14 protein-coding genes and 1 pseudogene are annotated in these 15,237 nt (G+C 65.6%); 4 read left to right on the top strand and 11 right to left on the bottom strand.

Translation table 11 applies throughout. The annotated features are described in order from the left end of the window. Positions 1-2: 2 nt before the first annotated feature. Together gatC and AC50X7_RS12060 are read right to left on the bottom strand one after the other, a co-directional pair. Entirely contained in the window at positions 3-299 is a 297-nt protein-coding gene (gene gatC / locus AC50X7_RS12055) for an Asp-tRNA(Asn)/Glu-tRNA(Gln) amidotransferase subunit GatC (RefSeq protein WP_104042884.1), read from the bottom strand. Positions 300-446: 147 nt separating this feature from the next. After that, positions 447-1,919 carry a CitMHS family transporter gene (locus AC50X7_RS12060; protein ID WP_494979211.1) on the bottom strand — a complete coding sequence of 491 codons (1,473 nt, stop codon included), beginning with the start codon at positions 1,917-1,919 and terminating at the stop codon, positions 447-449. Positions 1,920-2,102: 183 nt separating this feature from the next. On the opposite strand from AC50X7_RS12060, the gene AC50X7_RS12065 reads away from it, so the two are divergent. Continuing rightward, positions 2,103-3,839, top strand: coding sequence for a sensor histidine kinase (locus AC50X7_RS12065; RefSeq protein WP_494979212.1), 1,737 nt, complete (start codon positions 2,103-2,105; stop codon positions 3,837-3,839). After that, positions 3,832-4,506 (top strand): response regulator, encoded by a 675-nt coding sequence (locus AC50X7_RS12070; protein ID WP_494979213.1) that lies wholly within the window; start codon positions 3,832-3,834, stop codon positions 4,504-4,506. Before AC50X7_RS12065 ends, AC50X7_RS12070 begins: the two co-directional genes overlap by 8 nt. On the opposite strand, the gene AC50X7_RS12075 is transcribed toward AC50X7_RS12070, so the two are convergent. The 9 genes and pseudogenes from AC50X7_RS12075 to AC50X7_RS12115 all read right to left on the bottom strand — a co-directional run bounded on the left by AC50X7_RS12075 (position 4,503) and on the right by AC50X7_RS12115 (position 13,150). Then, the gene (locus AC50X7_RS12075; protein WP_494979214.1) at positions 4,503-4,886 is read right to left on the bottom strand and encodes a RidA family protein; all 384 of its coding nucleotides are present in this window, start codon (positions 4,884-4,886) and stop codon (positions 4,503-4,505) included. The two genes, AC50X7_RS12070 and AC50X7_RS12075, sit on opposite strands and share 4 nt — an antisense overlap. 45 nt (positions 4,887-4,931) lie before the next feature. Continuing rightward, positions 4,932-5,435, bottom strand: coding sequence for a GNAT family N-acetyltransferase (locus AC50X7_RS12080; protein WP_494979215.1), 504 nt, complete (start codon positions 5,433-5,435; stop codon positions 4,932-4,934). A 111-nt stretch (positions 5,436-5,546) separates the two neighbouring features. Then, complete coding sequence (locus AC50X7_RS12085) at positions 5,547-6,380, bottom strand: inositol monophosphatase family protein (RefSeq protein ID WP_494979216.1); 834 nt, start codon at positions 6,378-6,380, stop codon at positions 5,547-5,549. Continuing rightward, positions 6,377-8,650, bottom strand: coding sequence for an NAD-dependent DNA ligase LigA (ligA, locus tag AC50X7_RS12090; RefSeq protein WP_494979217.1), 2,274 nt, complete (start codon positions 8,648-8,650; stop codon positions 6,377-6,379). Before ligA ends, AC50X7_RS12085 begins: the two co-directional genes overlap by 4 nt. Before the next feature lie 119 nt (positions 8,651-8,769). Continuing rightward, positions 8,770-9,528: pseudogene (locus AC50X7_RS12095) on the bottom strand (PP2C family protein-serine/threonine phosphatase); the annotation flags it as partial. Between the two features lie 81 nt (positions 9,529-9,609). Further along, the gene (locus AC50X7_RS12100; protein WP_494979218.1) at positions 9,610-10,737 is read right to left on the bottom strand and encodes an adenylate/guanylate cyclase domain-containing protein; all 1,128 of its coding nucleotides are present in this window, start codon (positions 10,735-10,737) and stop codon (positions 9,610-9,612) included. Next, entirely contained in the window at positions 10,727-11,326 is a 600-nt protein-coding gene (locus AC50X7_RS12105) for a PH domain-containing protein (RefSeq protein WP_494979219.1), read from the bottom strand. The genes AC50X7_RS12100 and AC50X7_RS12105 overlap by 11 nt, the downstream gene beginning before the upstream one ends. Then, positions 11,319-12,227 carry a biotin--[acetyl-CoA-carboxylase] ligase gene (locus tag AC50X7_RS12110; RefSeq protein WP_494979220.1) on the bottom strand — a complete coding sequence of 303 codons (909 nt, stop codon included), beginning with the start codon at positions 12,225-12,227 and terminating at the stop codon, positions 11,319-11,321. Before AC50X7_RS12110 ends, AC50X7_RS12105 begins: the two co-directional genes overlap by 8 nt. A 35-nt stretch (positions 12,228-12,262) precedes the next feature. Beyond that, positions 12,263-13,150 carry an SDR family oxidoreductase gene (locus AC50X7_RS12115; protein WP_494979221.1) on the bottom strand — a complete coding sequence of 296 codons (888 nt, stop codon included), beginning with the start codon at positions 13,148-13,150 and terminating at the stop codon, positions 12,263-12,265. Between the two features lie 222 nt (positions 13,151-13,372). On the opposite strand from AC50X7_RS12115, the gene AC50X7_RS12120 reads away from it, so the two are divergent. Together AC50X7_RS12120 and AC50X7_RS12125 are read left to right on the top strand one after the other, a co-directional pair. Continuing rightward, the gene (locus AC50X7_RS12120) at positions 13,373-14,956 is read left to right on the top strand and encodes an acyl-CoA carboxylase subunit beta (protein ID WP_307095803.1); all 1,584 of its coding nucleotides are present in this window, start codon (positions 13,373-13,375) and stop codon (positions 14,954-14,956) included. Further along, entirely contained in the window at positions 14,953-15,189 is a 237-nt protein-coding gene (locus AC50X7_RS12125) for an acyl-CoA carboxylase subunit epsilon (protein ID WP_494979222.1), read from the top strand. Before AC50X7_RS12120 ends, AC50X7_RS12125 begins: the two co-directional genes overlap by 4 nt. Positions 15,190-15,237: the final 48 nt, after the last annotated feature.

The following is a 15,237-nucleotide window of genomic DNA, read 5'->3' on the forward strand; positions in this document are numbered from 1 at the left end:
GCTTATGCCTCATCCAGGATTGCCGGGACCTTGAAACGGTTTTCGTCGGAGTCCGGTGCGCCGGAGAGCGCCTGCTCCGCAGTGAAGGTGTGTCCCACAACGTCCTCGCGGAACACGTTGTTCAGCGGGATGGGGTGGGACGTCGCCGGGACGTCATCACCGGCAGCTTCGCTCACGGACTTGACCGAATCAACGATGACCGCGAGTTCTCCGGCCATCCTGTCCAGCTCTTGGGCACTCATCTCAATGTGAGCGAGCCGCGCGAGGTGCGCGACGTCGTCACGGTTGATCGCAGCCATGGATCTCCCCTGCAAAGTTTGAATTGGTTTTCCGGTCCATTCTAGTGGGGAAACGATGATGCCCGTCTGACATCCCCCAGCGGGCGTCAGACGGGCACCTTCATACCGGGCTCCGGACCATAGGGGCAGGACCACGGCAGCTACAGACTAGCCGATTCCGATGGCTCCGGTCAGCACGCCAATTCCCAGCATGACCAGGGACACTACTGCGCTGCGCCACAGGACTTTCTTGTGGTGGTCGCCGAGGTCCACCTTGGCCAGGGACACCAGGAGCAGGATGGCCGGTACCAGCGGGCTCTGCATATGGAACGGCTGGCCGGTGATGGAGGCGCGGGCCATTTCGGCGGCGCTGATGCCGTAGTGGCCGGCAGTCTCGCTCAGGACGGGGAGGACGCCGAAGTAGAAGGCGTCATTGCTCATAAAGAACGTCATCGGGATGCTGAGGACGCCGGTGATGACGGCCATGAACGGGCCCATGCTGGACGGGATGATCTGTACCAGCCACGCGGACATTGCTTCCACCATGCCGGTACCGGTGAGGACGCCGGTCAGGACGGCGGCGGCCATAACCATGCTGACCACTGCAACGATTGACGGCGCGTGGGCCACGATCTGTGCGGCCTGGTCCTTGACGTGCGGGAAGTTCACCAGCAGGGCGATGGCGGAACCCACCATAAAGACGTACGGCAGGGGCACGAGGTCTGCGATAAGCATGCCCATCACGGCGACGGTGAGGCCCAGGTTAAACCACTGCAGCTTGGGGCGCAGGGTCTTGCGGTTGGGGTCCAGCGCGGTATCAGCCATGGCGGTGTCGTTGTCATCAACAACGGTCTCTGTGCGTTCCAGCACAGCCACGCCAGTGGAGGGCGCTGAACCGTCGACGACGGGGCCTCCCGTTGCGGGAACAAATGAGGTACCGCGTGCGCCGCCGGACGAACCACCGGCGGGAGTGCCGCCGTCGAACGCTTCTGCCGTGTCAGGGACACCCCAGATTTCAGGCTGCGTGGCGCGGAGGCGGTTGCGCTCCTGCAGGCCGAGCAGCCAGGCGAAGGCCAGGACGACGGCGATGCCTGCAAGGAGGGACGGAAGCATCGGGACAAAGACTTCGTTGACGTCGATTTTGAGGGCGCTGGCGGCGCGGGCGGTGGGGCCGCCCCACGGCACGATGTTCATGGTGCCGTTGGCCAGGCCGGCCACACAGGTGAGGACCACGGGGCTCATTTTCAGCCGGAGGTAGATGGGCAGCATGGCCGCGGTAGTGAGGATGAAGGTGGTGGAGCCGTCGCCGTCAAGGGACACTGCGGCCGCGAGGATGGCGGTACCCAGGACCACCTTGGCGGGGTCGTTGCCCAGCTTGCGGAGGATGAACCGGACCAGCGGGTCAAAAAGCCCCACGTCGATCATCAGTCCGAAGTAGATGATGGCGAACATCAACAGGGCTGCCGTGGACGTCATGGCCTTCATGGAATCCATGACCATGTCGCCGATGCCAAGGCCGGCACCGGCAAAAAGACCAAAAACGGTGGGGACAATGATCAACGCCAGCACTGGCGTCAACTTCTTCGTCATGATCAGCACCATGAATACCGCGATCATTGCGAATCCAAGTATTACCAGCACGGCCGGCTCCTTCTTTGTGAACAGCGGCACAGCGGTGTGACGCGTGCTACAGACTGTAGGGTGGCGGCCGTCACGGCCGTGCCTTTGGCTCAATTGATTGGCATACTGCTTATTGCGAGCATTTTGCTCATTCTGCTCATCGCGCCCGCGGGTACCCGCCAGCCACCCTGATCAAGGAGGACCATGCCGCGTTCCAGTCCGCGTGCGCCGCTGCGGTTCTCCACTCAGACGCTTTTGCTGCAACTGGCGGTGGTACTTCTTGTGGTTCTGCTCAGTGCCGCCGTCCACGCCTGGCTGACCTATGACAGGGTGGGCCGCGAGGCTGAAAACCAGGCGCTGACCCTCGCCCGGACGGTGGCGTCCGACCCCTCGGTGCGTGCGGACGTGCTGGCCATCAGCCAACAGGCCGGCACTCCCCCGGCCGCCGAACTCGCTGCCGGGCCGCTGATGATGTCGGCAGAAGCAGTGCGTACCCGGACGGGTGCCCTGTTTGTGGTCATCACCGATGAAACTGGTCTGCGTCTGGCGCATCCGGATCCGCCGCGGCTTGGGGAAAGGGTGAGCACGGACCCGTCCGAAGCCCTGTCCGGCCGGGAGGTCACTACCAGGAACACCGGAACTCTCGGCCCGTCCGCCGGCGCGAAGGTTCCCGTTTACGCCCCGGGCAGCAGCACCGTGGTGGGTGAGGTCAGCGTTGGGTATTCGATGGAGACTGTGGGCCAAAGCGTGGCCCGCGACATCGGCCCTGTTGCCCTGACGGCCACCGGCGCTCTCCTCGCCGGCGTCCTCGGATCCTTCCTGCTGCGCCGCCGCCTCCAGCGCCTCACCCTGGGATTGGAGCCGGAGGAGATCAGCACGCTGGTCCACGACCAGGTGGCGGTCCTGCAGGGTGTGGACGACGGCGTGATCGGCGTTTCAGCCGACGGCCGGATTACCGTCTTCAACGCAGCGGCGCAGCGGCTGCTGGGGCTGACCGACCTGGCCGGAGGCCACTGGCAGGATGCGCCCGTCCCGGACCAGCTGAAGTCCCTGACCCGGCCGGGGTCCGGTGCCACTGCAGCGGTTGAGCTGGTGGCCGGCGGCCGGGTGCTGGTAGCCAATGCGCGCAAGGCCCTCCACCGTCGGGAGGACCTGGGCTGGGTGGTCATGCTCCGCGACCGCACGGAACTGCAGCAGCTCACCCGCCAGCTGGACGCCGTGGGCACCATGTCCACCGCGCTGCGGGCACAGCGCCACGAGTTCGCCAACCAGCTGCACACCATCGCCGGCTTTATGAGCATCGGGCAGCACCAGCAGGCCCGTGAGTACCTGGCCCGGCTGGCCGCCACGGGACCGTTGAAGTTCCCGGTGGACCAGGCCGAGCTGCTCCAGGACCCTTATCTGCAGGCGTTTGTGGGGGCCAAGGGCGTGGAGGCCGACGAACGCGGCGTCGCCTTGCGCATTGGGCCTGAAACGCTGGTGCGTGGGCAGGTGACCGACGCCCAGGACGTCACCACAGTGCTGGGAAACCTGATCGACAACGCGGTCAACGCGGCAGTGGCCGGCTCAGCTTCCGACCGCTGGGTAGAAGTGGAAGTAATGGATGAGCCGGACGACGACGGCGGCACCCTCCATATGGTCGTCGCCGATTCGGGCGACGGGTTGGCAGAAGGGACGGAGGGCGAAGCGGTCTTCGCCGAAGGCTTCACCACCGCTTCCGGCCCCGTCCGTGCAGGTGGCGGCCAAGGCTTCGGGCTGGCCTTGGCGCGGCAGCTGGCCCGGCGCCGCGGCGGGGACGTCAAACTGCTGGACCCCGGCGCCCGGGGCGGGCCGGGTGCGGTCTTTATGGCAACGCTCCCCGGCACCACCGCGGGAACCAAAAATGCGGGGCACACGGACGCAGGGCTGAAGGACGCAGCCGGAGAGGAAGAAAATGCCTGAGGACTATCGGGTGCTGATCGTGGACGACGACTTCCACGTGGCGAAGCTGCACGCCGCCTATGTGGATTCGGTGCCGGGGTTCCTGGCGCTTGCCCCGGTGGGATCGGCGTCGCTCGCGCTGCAGGCCATTCACAGCCTCCGCCCGGATCTGGTCTTGCTGGATGTGTACCTGCCGGACGCCTCCGGGATTGACCTGCTGCAGCAACTGGACGTGGACACCGTGATCCTCAGTGCCGCGTCCGACGCCGCCTCGATCCGTGTTGCCTTCCGCCGGGGCGCGCTGGGCTACCTGCTGAAGCCGTTTACGTCGGAGTCGCTGTCGCAGCAGCTCCGGTCCTATGCGCGGTACCGGCGCTTGTTGTCCCAGCCGGGCGCGCTGGACCAGGATGCAGTGGAGCGCGCCAAGCGCGCCCTCATCCCCGGCGACGTTACGCCGTCGTCAAAGCCCCGCTCAGCCACGGAAGCGGCGGTGCTTGAGTCGCTGGTTCCCGGCGAGCAGTATTCCGCCGCCGAGGTGGCGGGCCGGGTAGGCGTGTCCCGGGCGACCGCGCAGCGGTACCTGTCCGCGCTGGCGGACGACGGCGCCGTGGACATCCAGCTGCGCTACGGAACCACCGGCAGGCCGGAGCACCGCTACGGCCTGCCTGCTCGTAACGTGCGGGCCTAGCTGCCGCTCTTCTGGGCCACGAGCTCGATCTCGACCAGCATTTCCGGATCCAGGAAGGGCAGGACATGCACCAGTGACAGGGTGGGCCGGATTTCGCCGAACACTTCGCCGTGGGCACGGCCGGCTTCTTCCCATTGGCTGATGTCCGTCAGGTACAGCTTGGACTGGACAACATCCTCAAAGCTGAAGCCGGCGTCCGCGAGGACTTTGCCGAGCTTTTGGAGGATGAACTGCGTCTGCGTGTAGAAGTCGTTCCCTACGATGCCGTCCTCGCCGCTCGCGGCGGTGGCGGAAATGTACAGGGTGTTGTCCACCTGGACAGCCCGGGAGTAGCCGAGGGTCTGTTCCCAGGCGGAGCCGGAGCCGAAGGTTTTGCGCATGGTGGGCCTTTCGAAACTGAGTGAGTCCGCACCACTTTAGGGCGGCTACAGGTCCAGCCGGTAAACCAGCAGTTTTATGTCAGTCCCGGGCACGAGCCAGTCCCTTTCCGGCACCCTGGCGAAGCCGGTTTTGTTGTACAGTCCCCGGGCGCTTTCCCAGGTGCTCCCGGTGGTCAGCGCCACGGCCCTGACGCCGTCGAGGGCCTTGGCGTGCTCAAGGATCGCCGTCATCATGGCTTTGCCGGCCCCGCTGCGCTGCACGGCCGGGTCCACCACCAGCATGCGGAACTCGAGCTCGTCGTGCAGGGCAATGTCCGCGTAGGGCTCACCGGCGAGGGCCAGCGTGACCGAACCCACCACATCACCGGCCCGCTCGGCTACCCAGACGGTGGCTTGGCCGGCCCGCTGCGCAACGTCCTGGACCTTGCGCATGTAGGGGTGGTCGGCGTCGTCAAAGTAGCCGGCCGCCAGGTAGGAATCCCTGGTGATACGGGCAACGGCGTGGAAGTCGGATTCGACGGCGGGACGGACTGTTATTGGCGATTGCACTGAACAATGGTAGTGCTACCAGCCAGTAGCACCGGGCAAAACCGGGGTTTCCGTGACTGAACTATCAGTCGTTGCCCCCGCACCCGGGCGGCCTGGAGTTCCTGGCCGGGGTCAGAGCGGAAATTTGCCGGACAGCTCCAGGCTCGCTGCGCAGGTCCAGGCGTCCAGCCTTTCCTCGTCCGTTGGGCCCCCGTCGAGCGGGCTGGCCAGCCGCGGCCGGCGGACCCAGCAGCCGGCTTCCTCGGCGATCAGTGCCCCGGCAGAGAAGTCGTGCTCGTTGAGCCCCCGTTCACCGAAGGCATCGTGCGTGCCGTCCGCCACCAGGCACAGGTCCAGCGCAGCGGAGCCGAGCCGGCGGACATCCGCGAAATCCTTCAGGAGTTCGGCAAACTGGGCGGCCTGCTCGGAGCGGACCCGGGGGTCGTAGTTGAACCCGGTTGCAAGGATCTGCCCCTTGCGCCCCGGAACCGGGCCCTCGAGCCGGCTCAGGGTCCCGTTTTCCTCCAACCACGCGCCCTGGCCCCGGGCAGCGTAGTAGACGCGGCCCAGCGCAGGAGCGTTGACGACGCCGGCCAGCCATACGCCGTCGGAATCGGCCACTGCCACGGAAGTGCCGTAGTAGACAATGTTGCGGATGAAGTTGGTGGTGCCGTCCAGCGGGTCGATGGACCAGCGGTAGCCGGTGGGCTCCGCCGGCCTGGTGGTCCCGTGTTCCTCGCCGGTAATGCTGTCATTGGGCCGCGCCGCTGAAATGACGCCGCGGACCGCGTGCTCTGCGGCGACGTCGAACGCGGTGACCCAATCGCCGGCGTCGCCCTTGTTGCTGGCATGGAGCGCCTCGGCGTTCCGGCCGGCCAAGACCCTGGCTCCCGCTGCGGCAGCCTGTTTTGCCACTTCCAGCAGTTCGGCGGGAGATACCTGGCTGGCTCCCTCGGCGCCGCTCACGGCGTTGCCTCCGCCGGCGCCTCGTCCAGGGCCGCTGCCGTTGCCTCCGCCTGCGCTGCCGGCCCCTCGGCCAGAAGCTGCCGGAAGCCGTCCTCATCCAGCACGGGAACTCCAAGCTGTTCGGCCTTGTCCAGCTTGGTTCCGGCGTTCTCACCGGCCACCACGTAGCTGGTGTTTTTGGAGACGGAGCCCGCCGCCTTGCCACCCCGCAGGAGGATGGCCTCCTTCGCCTCGTCGCGGCTGAAGTTCGGCAGCGAGCCGGTAACCACCACCGTCAGCCCCTCCAGGGTGCGGGGCATGGATTCATCCCGCTCGTCTTCCATCCGGACCCCCGCAGCAGCCCATCGATCGACAATCTCCACGTGCCAGTCCTCGGCAAACCATTCCTTTAGGGCAGCGGCGATGGTGGGACCCACCCCGTCCACGTGGGAGAGTTCATCCTCCGAGGCCTTCCGGATGGCGTCCATGCTGCCAAATGCCGTGGCCAGGGCGCGGGAGGCCCGCGGACCTACGTGGCGGATGGACAGCGCCACCAGGACACGCCACAACGGCTGGGTTTTGGCCTTCTCGAGTTCGCGGAAGAGTTTTTCCGTGGTGGCAGTCGGCTTTGACGGCGACTTCGCGGTGCCCTTGCTGTAGAAGTACGGCACCAGTTCGAATTCCCCGGTGGCCACTCCCTTGGAGCGCTTCTCCCGCCGGATGCGTACCTCCGCCAGCAGCTCCGGGGTGAGGTCGAACAAAGCCGCCTCGGTGGTGAGCGGCGGAACTTCAGGTTCCGTCGGCTGGGTGAGGGCAATCGCTGCTTCCCAGCCCAGCGCCTCGATGTCGAACGCGCCTCGGCCGGCGAGGTGAAAAACCCGTTCGCGCAGCTGCGACGGGCAGGATTTGGCATTGGGGCAGCGGATGTCCACGTCGCCCTCCTTGGCCGGGGCCAGGGGTGTGCCGCAGGAGGGGCATTCGGTGGGCATTTCAAAATCGCGGACCGGCGGATCCTGCTGGCCGCGGAGGGCCAGGACCGGACCCACGATTTCGGGGATAACGTCGCCGGCCTTGCGCAGCACCACAATGTCGCCGATTTTCACGCCCTTGGCCTTGACCACGTCCTGGTTGTGCAGGGTGGCCATTTCAACGGTGGATCCGGCCACCTTGACCGGCTCCATCATGCCGAAGGGCGTCACCCGCCCCGTGCGGCCCACGTTGACGAGGATGTCAAGAAGCTTCGTGTGGACTTCCTCGGGCGGGTATTTGTAGGCCACTGCCCACCGCGGCACGCGCGTGGTGTAGCCCAGGGCACGCTGGGTGGCAAAGTCATCAACTTTGACCACAATGCCGTCGATTTCGTGGAGCAGCTTGTGGCGCTGGTCCCCGTACCGCTTGATGAAGTCAAGGACCTCCTCCAGGCTCCCCAGCACCTCGGAGTAGGGGCTGACGGGCAGGCCCCAGTCTTTCAGCAGATCATAGGTTTCGGACTGGCTGCGCGCCTGGAGCCCCTCCCGCGCACCGATGCCGTGCACGAACATCTTCAGCGGGCGCTTGGCTGTTTCCGCCGGGTCCTTCTGGCGGAGGGAACCGGCGGCTGCATTGCGCGGGTTGGCCAGGGGCGCCTTGCCGGCTTCGATCAGGGCCTCGTTGAATTCGGCGAATGCTTTAGAGGGGATGAACACCTCACCCCGGATTTCCACTTCTGCCGGAAACCCTTCGCCGCTTAGCTCCTGCGGGATTTCCTTGATGGTGAGCACATTGTGGGTGATGTCCTCGCCGGTGGTGCCATCGCCGCGTGTGGCTGCACGCACGAGTTTCCCGTCGCGGTACAGCAGGTTGACCGCCAGGCCGTCGATTTTTAGTTCGGTCAGCCACGCCGGCTGGTGCGAGCCGTCACCCAGTTTCGCGATGCCCGCTGATGCTTTTGTGAGCCAGGCTTCGAGTTCCTCGAGGGAGAAAACGTCCTCGAGACTGTACATCCGCTGCAGGTGCTCCACCGCGGCGAACGCGGCCGAGACTTCCCCGCCCACTTCCTGGGTGGGCGAGTCGTTGGACACAAGCTCCGGATGAAGTGCTTCGATTTCTTCCAGCCGCCGGAAAAGCTCGTCGAACTCGGCGTCCGGGACCAGGGGTGTGTCTTCCTGGTAGTACGCGAACCTGTACTTCCGGACGAGGTCGACAAGGTTTTCGTATTCCTCCCGGACCGAGTCGGAAGGGATCGCTTCCGGCTCGCTGGGTGCGGTAGTCCGGGTGGCTGTCTGTTCTGCGGGGCCTGGTCCTGTGCTCACAGACCTATCTTGCCTTACCGCAGAAGCCGGACGCTGGCACGCGTGCCGGCTGGGGTAAGGACGCCGTCAGCGATCGGCCGAAGGTGCAGCCTGTTCCGCCCTCATTGTTGGCTTTCGACGGCGTCCACCACGATCACCGTGATGTTGTCCCGTCCGCCGTTGCCTAGCGCGGCCCTGATCAGCTCATCCGCTGCAAGCTGGGGATCCTCCACCTTGCTGAGGATCTGGAAGATGTCTTCGTCGGCAAGCTCTCCGGTAAGCCCATCGGAGCAGACCAAGATGCGGTCACCATCCCTGGCCGGCAGCAACCAGTAGTCTGCCTCGGTTTCGTCACCGGTTCCGAGGGCGCGTGTGACCACGTGCCGCCGCGGATGGACCAAGGCCTGCTCAGGCGTAATTTCTCCGGCGTCCACAAGCTCCTGGACCTCCGAGTGGTCCACGCTGATCTGTTCGCACTTTCCCTGGCTGAGGCGGTAGGTCCGGGAATCCCCGATGTTCATCACCAGCCAGTAGGGCATGCCCATCTGCTCAACCACGACCGCCCCCGCCAGCGTGGTGCCGGCACGTGCCCCGGTGGCCTCACGGATGGAGTCGTCGGCCTTGACCAGGTACTGCTGGAGGACGGCAGCTGTCACGCTTCGTTCACCCGTTGCGAGCTGGGGTATCGAAGCCAGCGCACGGACACACATGCCGCTGGCCACCTCGCCGGCTTCGTGGCCACCCATACCGTCAGCCACAGCGAAAACCGGATCGGCCGCGAGGTAGGAATCCTCGTTCAGCTCCCTGCGGAGTCCCCGGTCTGTCCCGTGGCCGACGACAAGGCCAAGCTTGGGCCTCCGTTCGACGCTGGAGGGAACGCTTGCGGGCTGCTGTTTCATGCTGTCCTAAATTAGTGGTTCGGTCACAGGAACCATGGATTCCGGGCAGCAATCCCCTGCCCCATACCAACGGTCAAGATGCTAGTCCAGGACCAGCCCCTTGCCGAGCCCGCGGGTGAGGCGCACCGGGCGGATCTCACCAAAGCCGCGGACATTCTCCGGAGGCTGCGGCAGCATAACAAACCGTTCGTCGTGCTCCAGCGCGGAGGCAGTCATGGAGTCCACCAGCACCGTTCCAGGGTCCGCCAGCGTAGTCAGGCGGGCCGCAAGGTTAACAGTGGGACCGTAAATATCGCCGAGCCGGGACAGGATCCTGCCCCAGACCATGGCCACCCTGGCTTCCGGCAGGATCTCGTCTTCGGTGAAGGCCTGAGCCAGCGCCAAGGAAATTTCCGCGCCTGCAGCCGGCGTCTCCGCAATGTACAGGACTTCGTCACCCACCGTCTTGACCAGGCGGCCGCCGCCGACGGAAATGATTTCCGCGCACTTGTTTTCGAACCGCTGGACCAGCCGGGCCAGCGTTTTTTCGTTCATGCGCCGGGACAGGCTGGTGTAGGAGACCAGGTCCGCGAAGCCGACGGCGCGCGCCAGGGGCAGCGGGGCGTCGTCTTCATCGCCTTCGCGGCCTTCCTCGCTGGCCTGCAGTCCGGCCTCGGCGCGGACCGCGAGCCGCTGGATACCGGCGTTGAGCTGACGGCGCCAGGAGTAGACCAGCATTTCCTCCAGCGCGTCCACCAGCGCCGGGAGCTCATTCACCAGGCGCTTGCGGGCGACGGCATCTGTAACGCCCTGTTCGTGCACCATGTCTTCCACCAGGGCTTCGATCTGCCAGACCACCATGCGGTCAGTCATCTGGCCTATGGAGCGGGTGACGGAGATGGCGGCTTCCTCCGTCAGCTTCCCGGACCGGACCAGGTCCACAACAGTGGAGAGGGCTGCCTGGTCGCGCTCGGTGAAGGCAACGTCCTCGTCGCCGAAGTTGGGGAACCCGAGGGCACGCCAAAGTTTGCGCGCGGACAGCAGGGACAACCCTGCGCCGGCGGCGACTTCACGACGGCGGAGCTTGCGTTCCCCGCCCAGCAGCCGGGCCTCCAGGGCTTTCATTGCCAGCCGCTCGGCGGACATGGTGCCGGTGGCGGGATGGGCGTCGGCGGCCGGAGTTGGCGGCGCGATGGACTCGACGCTTTCCCGCTGGTGCTCATCGTTCATCTGGTCCACCTTCTCTCTTGTCCCACGGCAAAGCTCCGGCGGGGTGATCCGTTGTTCCGCCCGGCTGGGCGTCGTGCTCGTCCGGCAGGTCCCCGATGGCGTCGAGGATGAAGTCCCGGAACCTGGCTACTTCCGGCACATCAGGGAACGTGACCACTCCCTGGTATCCGATTTCCAAGGATATATTCCCGGAGCGGAAGAAACGTTGCAGGACCGACTCATGGACAGTCAGGTTGCGGACCGAAGCCAGGTACACCTGCTGGTCCTGCCGCTTCCACATTCCGGACCTGGCCACCAGCCGCCGGCTGGTCAGGGTGTAGCGGGTGCTGTGCCAGCGCAGCAGCCTTGGCAGGCAGAAAACCAGCCACACCGAAGCGGCCGCGAGGACACACCCCGCCACCAGCCACGGAGTCCAGCGGCCCGAAAGAGCGGGAACAGCCCGCCCGGCTTCTCCGCGGATCACCCAGGCGGAGCAGTAGGCCGCAATCGCCGGCGAAAGAATAAAGGCAACCATGGCGCCGGCGAGCTTCCTCGGCTGCGGGCGGGTGGTGACAATCACCTGCTCGCCCGGGACAAGGTCTTTACGCATAACCGCCTTGGCCGGAGGCGTCCGGGGAGGTCCACGGCCGCAGGTGCACCACGTCCCCGGCGGTGACCACGTGTTCGCGGGAGTCGCGGTCCACCACCAGCAACGACCCGTACTCGTCAAGCCGGGACGCATGGCCGATGATCTCGTGGTCTCCCGGCAACTGCGCCCGCACCTGCTTGCCCAGGGTGACCATGACAGCCTCAACCCGCTTGTGCAGCGACGCGCCGCCCGCCATCCCTGCCGCCGGATCGCCGTCGGCGTTGCAGAAGCTGCGGTACAGCACGGCAAACTTCGAAAGGTAGCTCTTCAGAAGGACGGTCCGGTCCGCCGTCCGGGCCCCTTCCAGCATCACCGACGTGGCGGTGGGGACAGGCAGCTCCGCTGCACTGAGGGTCACGTTCAAGCCTGTTCCCAGGATGACCGGCGGCACGGAGCCGTCCACCATGGGGCCCAGCTGGGCCAGGATGCCCGCAATTTTCTTCCCGCGTACCAGGACGTCGTTGGGCCACTTCAGCTCGGCCGGGATTCCTGCGGTCTCCAGCAGGGTTTCGCGCAGCGCCAGCGCGGCAATCAAGGACAACCACGAATAGCTTTGCGTGGGCAGCGGGCGCCTTTCGGCGTTGGCCGGACGCAGGACAACCGAGACCGAGATGGAGCTCAGCGGCGGAGCTTCCCAGTGCCTGTCCAGCCGTCCCCTGGCAGCTGTCTGGTACTCGGCGGTGAGCACGGACAGGTCAGGCCAGGCAGCGGGCTCCACCGTGACGGACCGGAGAAGGTCGGCGTTGGTGGACCCGGTGGAATCCACCACCTCCAGCCGCGGGATGCCGGTGGCGGACAGGAAGTTCTGGTCCGCCAGATCCCTCCGGTCCAGGGGCGTACCGGGGGCGCGTGCGTCATCCATAGCTAAATCCTACCGACATGGGCAGGAGGTGCCGCCTACAGGAAGATGTCCGGCACCAACCGGTCCTCGGGAGCCCCCAGACTGTAGGGACTGAAGTCGGCAACATCGGCCGCGGCGAGGACTTCCTCGTCCGTGTAGAAGTTCCCGCTGCCCCCGACGCCGGCGCGAAGGTTGGCCCCCGTGAGTATGGCGTGCGCGGCATCAGCCATGATCTGCGGGCCTCGCGCTGCCTGGACCATTTGTTCGCCGTGGGGCATGTTGCGGATGGCCGCTGTGTCGATCAGGGTGCACGGCCACAGCGAGTTGACCCTGACCCCGTCCGCTTTCAGTTCTTCCGCCAGCCCCAGGGTGGTCAGGCTCATCCCGTATTTCGCCATGGTGTAGGCCAGGTGCTTCCCCGCCCAGTGTGGATCGAGGTTCAGCGGGGGTGAGAGGGTGAGGATGTGCCCGCCGGCGGATGCGCGGAGCGCGGGCAGTGCCAGCTTGGACAGCAGGAATGTCCCGCGGACATTGATGTCCTGCATCAGGTCGTACTTTTTCATGTCAACGGCGTCCGTGCGGGACAGGTCAATGGCAGAGGCATTGTTAATGAGGACGTCGATGCCCCCGAAGCGCTCAACTGCCGCTGAGACAGCCCGCTCCACATCTTCATCACGCCGGACATCGCCGACCAGCGGAAGCGCCTGGCCACCGGCCGCCACCAACTGTTCGGCTGCGGTGTACACCGTGCCTTCCAGCTTCGGATGCGGCTCCCCGGTCTTGGCCATCAGCACGATGTTGGCGCCGTCTTCAGCTGCCCGGGCGGCAATTGCCAGCCCGATCCCACGGCTTCCGCCGGAGATCAGTACGGTGCGGCCGCGGAGGGAACCGGTTGGCCGGTAGGGGCTCAAAGAGGGCCCCGAAGCATCATTGCTCAAAGTCATAAAACCCACTGTAACCCAGATATGTTACTGACGAGTAACATGCTGTTGCCAGTTGCGGCACGGCAGAAAATTGTAGGTTTTCTACAGCGGCGGGCTCCAGAGGCGTCACTAGACTAGCCAGCAGGGTTCGTTCTTTGTGTGGATGCTACTTAACTCCCGCATCGGACCCGCCAGCAAGGACAGCGCCACAGGACCAATCTGCTACAGAGCCGGAGATATTTGATGAGCCACGATCTGACAACGACAGCGGGAAAGATCGCCGATTTCCGCGACCGCCAGGCCCGTGCCGAACAGCCCTCCGGCCCCGAAGCAATCGAAAAGCAGCACGCCCGCGGCAAGAACACCGCCCGGGAGCGCATCGCCCTCCTTCTCGATGTTGACTCCTTCGTGGAATTCGACGCCCTGGCAGTGCACCGCTCAACCGCCTTTGGCATGGAGAAGAAGAAGCCCCTGGGCGACGGCCTGGTCTCCGGTTACGGCACCGTGGACGGGCGCCCCGTAGCCGTCTACAGCCAGGACTTCTCCGTGTATGGCGGCTCCCTCAGCCAGGTCAACGGCGAAAAAATCGTCAAGGTCCAGGAATTCGCGCTGCGCAACGGCTGCCCTGTGGTCGGCATCCTCGACGGCGGCGGAGCCCGTATCCAGGAAGGCGTTGCATCGTTGGCCATGTTCGCGGACATCTTCCGCAACAACGTCCATGCCTCAGGTGTGGTGCCGCAGATTTCCCTGATCATGGGCCCCTCGGCCGGCGGCGCCGCGTACTCCCCTGCGCTTACCGACTACGTGGTGATGGTGGACAAGACCTCCCACATGTTCATCACCGGCCCCGACGTCATCAAGACTGTCACCGGCGAGGATGTGGACATGGAAACCCTGGGCGGCGCCCGCCAGCACAACTCCACCACCGGCACGTCCACGTACTTGGCTTCCGATGAAGCCGACGCCCTCGAGTTTGTCCGCGAACTGTTGGACTTCCTGCCCTCCAACAACCTCTCCGAGGCCCCCGTGCTGGACCACCAGCAGGAGCTGGAGGTCGACGACGACGACCTCGCCCTGGACACGCTGATCCCGGATTCGGCCAACCAGCCCTATGACATGCGCAGCGTTGTTGAGCAGATCGTGGATGACGGCCACTTCCTCGAAATGCAGGCCCTTTACGCCCCCAACGTCATGATCGGCTACGGCCGGGTGGAGGGGCACACGGTGGGCATTGTGGCCAACCAGCCCCTTCAGTTCGCTGGCACCCTGGACATCGCCGCATCGGAGAAAGCCGCCCGCTTTGTCCGCCACTGCGACGCCTTCAACATCCCCATCATCACCCTGGTTGACGTTCCCGGTTTCCTGCCTGGCAAGGACCAGGAATTCCAGGGCATAATCCGCCGCGGAGCCAAGCTCCTGTACGCCTACGCCGAGGCCACCGTTCCCAAACTCACCGTCATCACCCGCAAGGCGTACGGCGGGGCCTACATTGTGATGGGTTCAAAAAAGCTGGGCGCAGACCTGAACCTGGCATGGCCCACGGCACAGATCGGCGTCATGGGTGCACAGGGCGCAGTCAACATCCTGTACCGCCGCGACCTTGCCGCAGTGGCCGAAGCCGGCGGGGACGTTGAAGCCCGGCGGGCTGAGGTCATCCAGCAGTACGAGGAAGAGCTGCTGAACCCGTACCAGGCCGCCGAACTGGGCTACGTTGACGCAGTCATTGCCCCCTCCGAAACCAGGACCCAGATCATCAAGGGACTGCGCGCGCTCCGTGACAAACGCGCCAGCCTTCCCACCAAGAAGCATGGGAACATTCCGCTGTGATCCCCGACCAGCCCACCGACGAAGCCAACGCGCCCGCTGAGCCGCTGCTCTCTGTTGTCAAAGGCCAGCCCACGGCCGAGGAACTGGCCGCACTCACCGCCGTCGTCCTCTCCCTGGGAGGTGCCGAACCTGCACTCGCCAACAAGCCATCGGTGCGCCACTGGCTGCGCCGGCAGCAGTTGCGGCTGGCGCCCACCCCCGGGCCAGGAGCGTGGAAGCGAAGCCGCGGCTGAAAGCCTCCCCACCGGCTCCCAAATCCCGCTTCGCTCGACTTGGGGGCC

Source organism: Pseudarthrobacter sp. Hb11 (assembly GCF_059383655.1).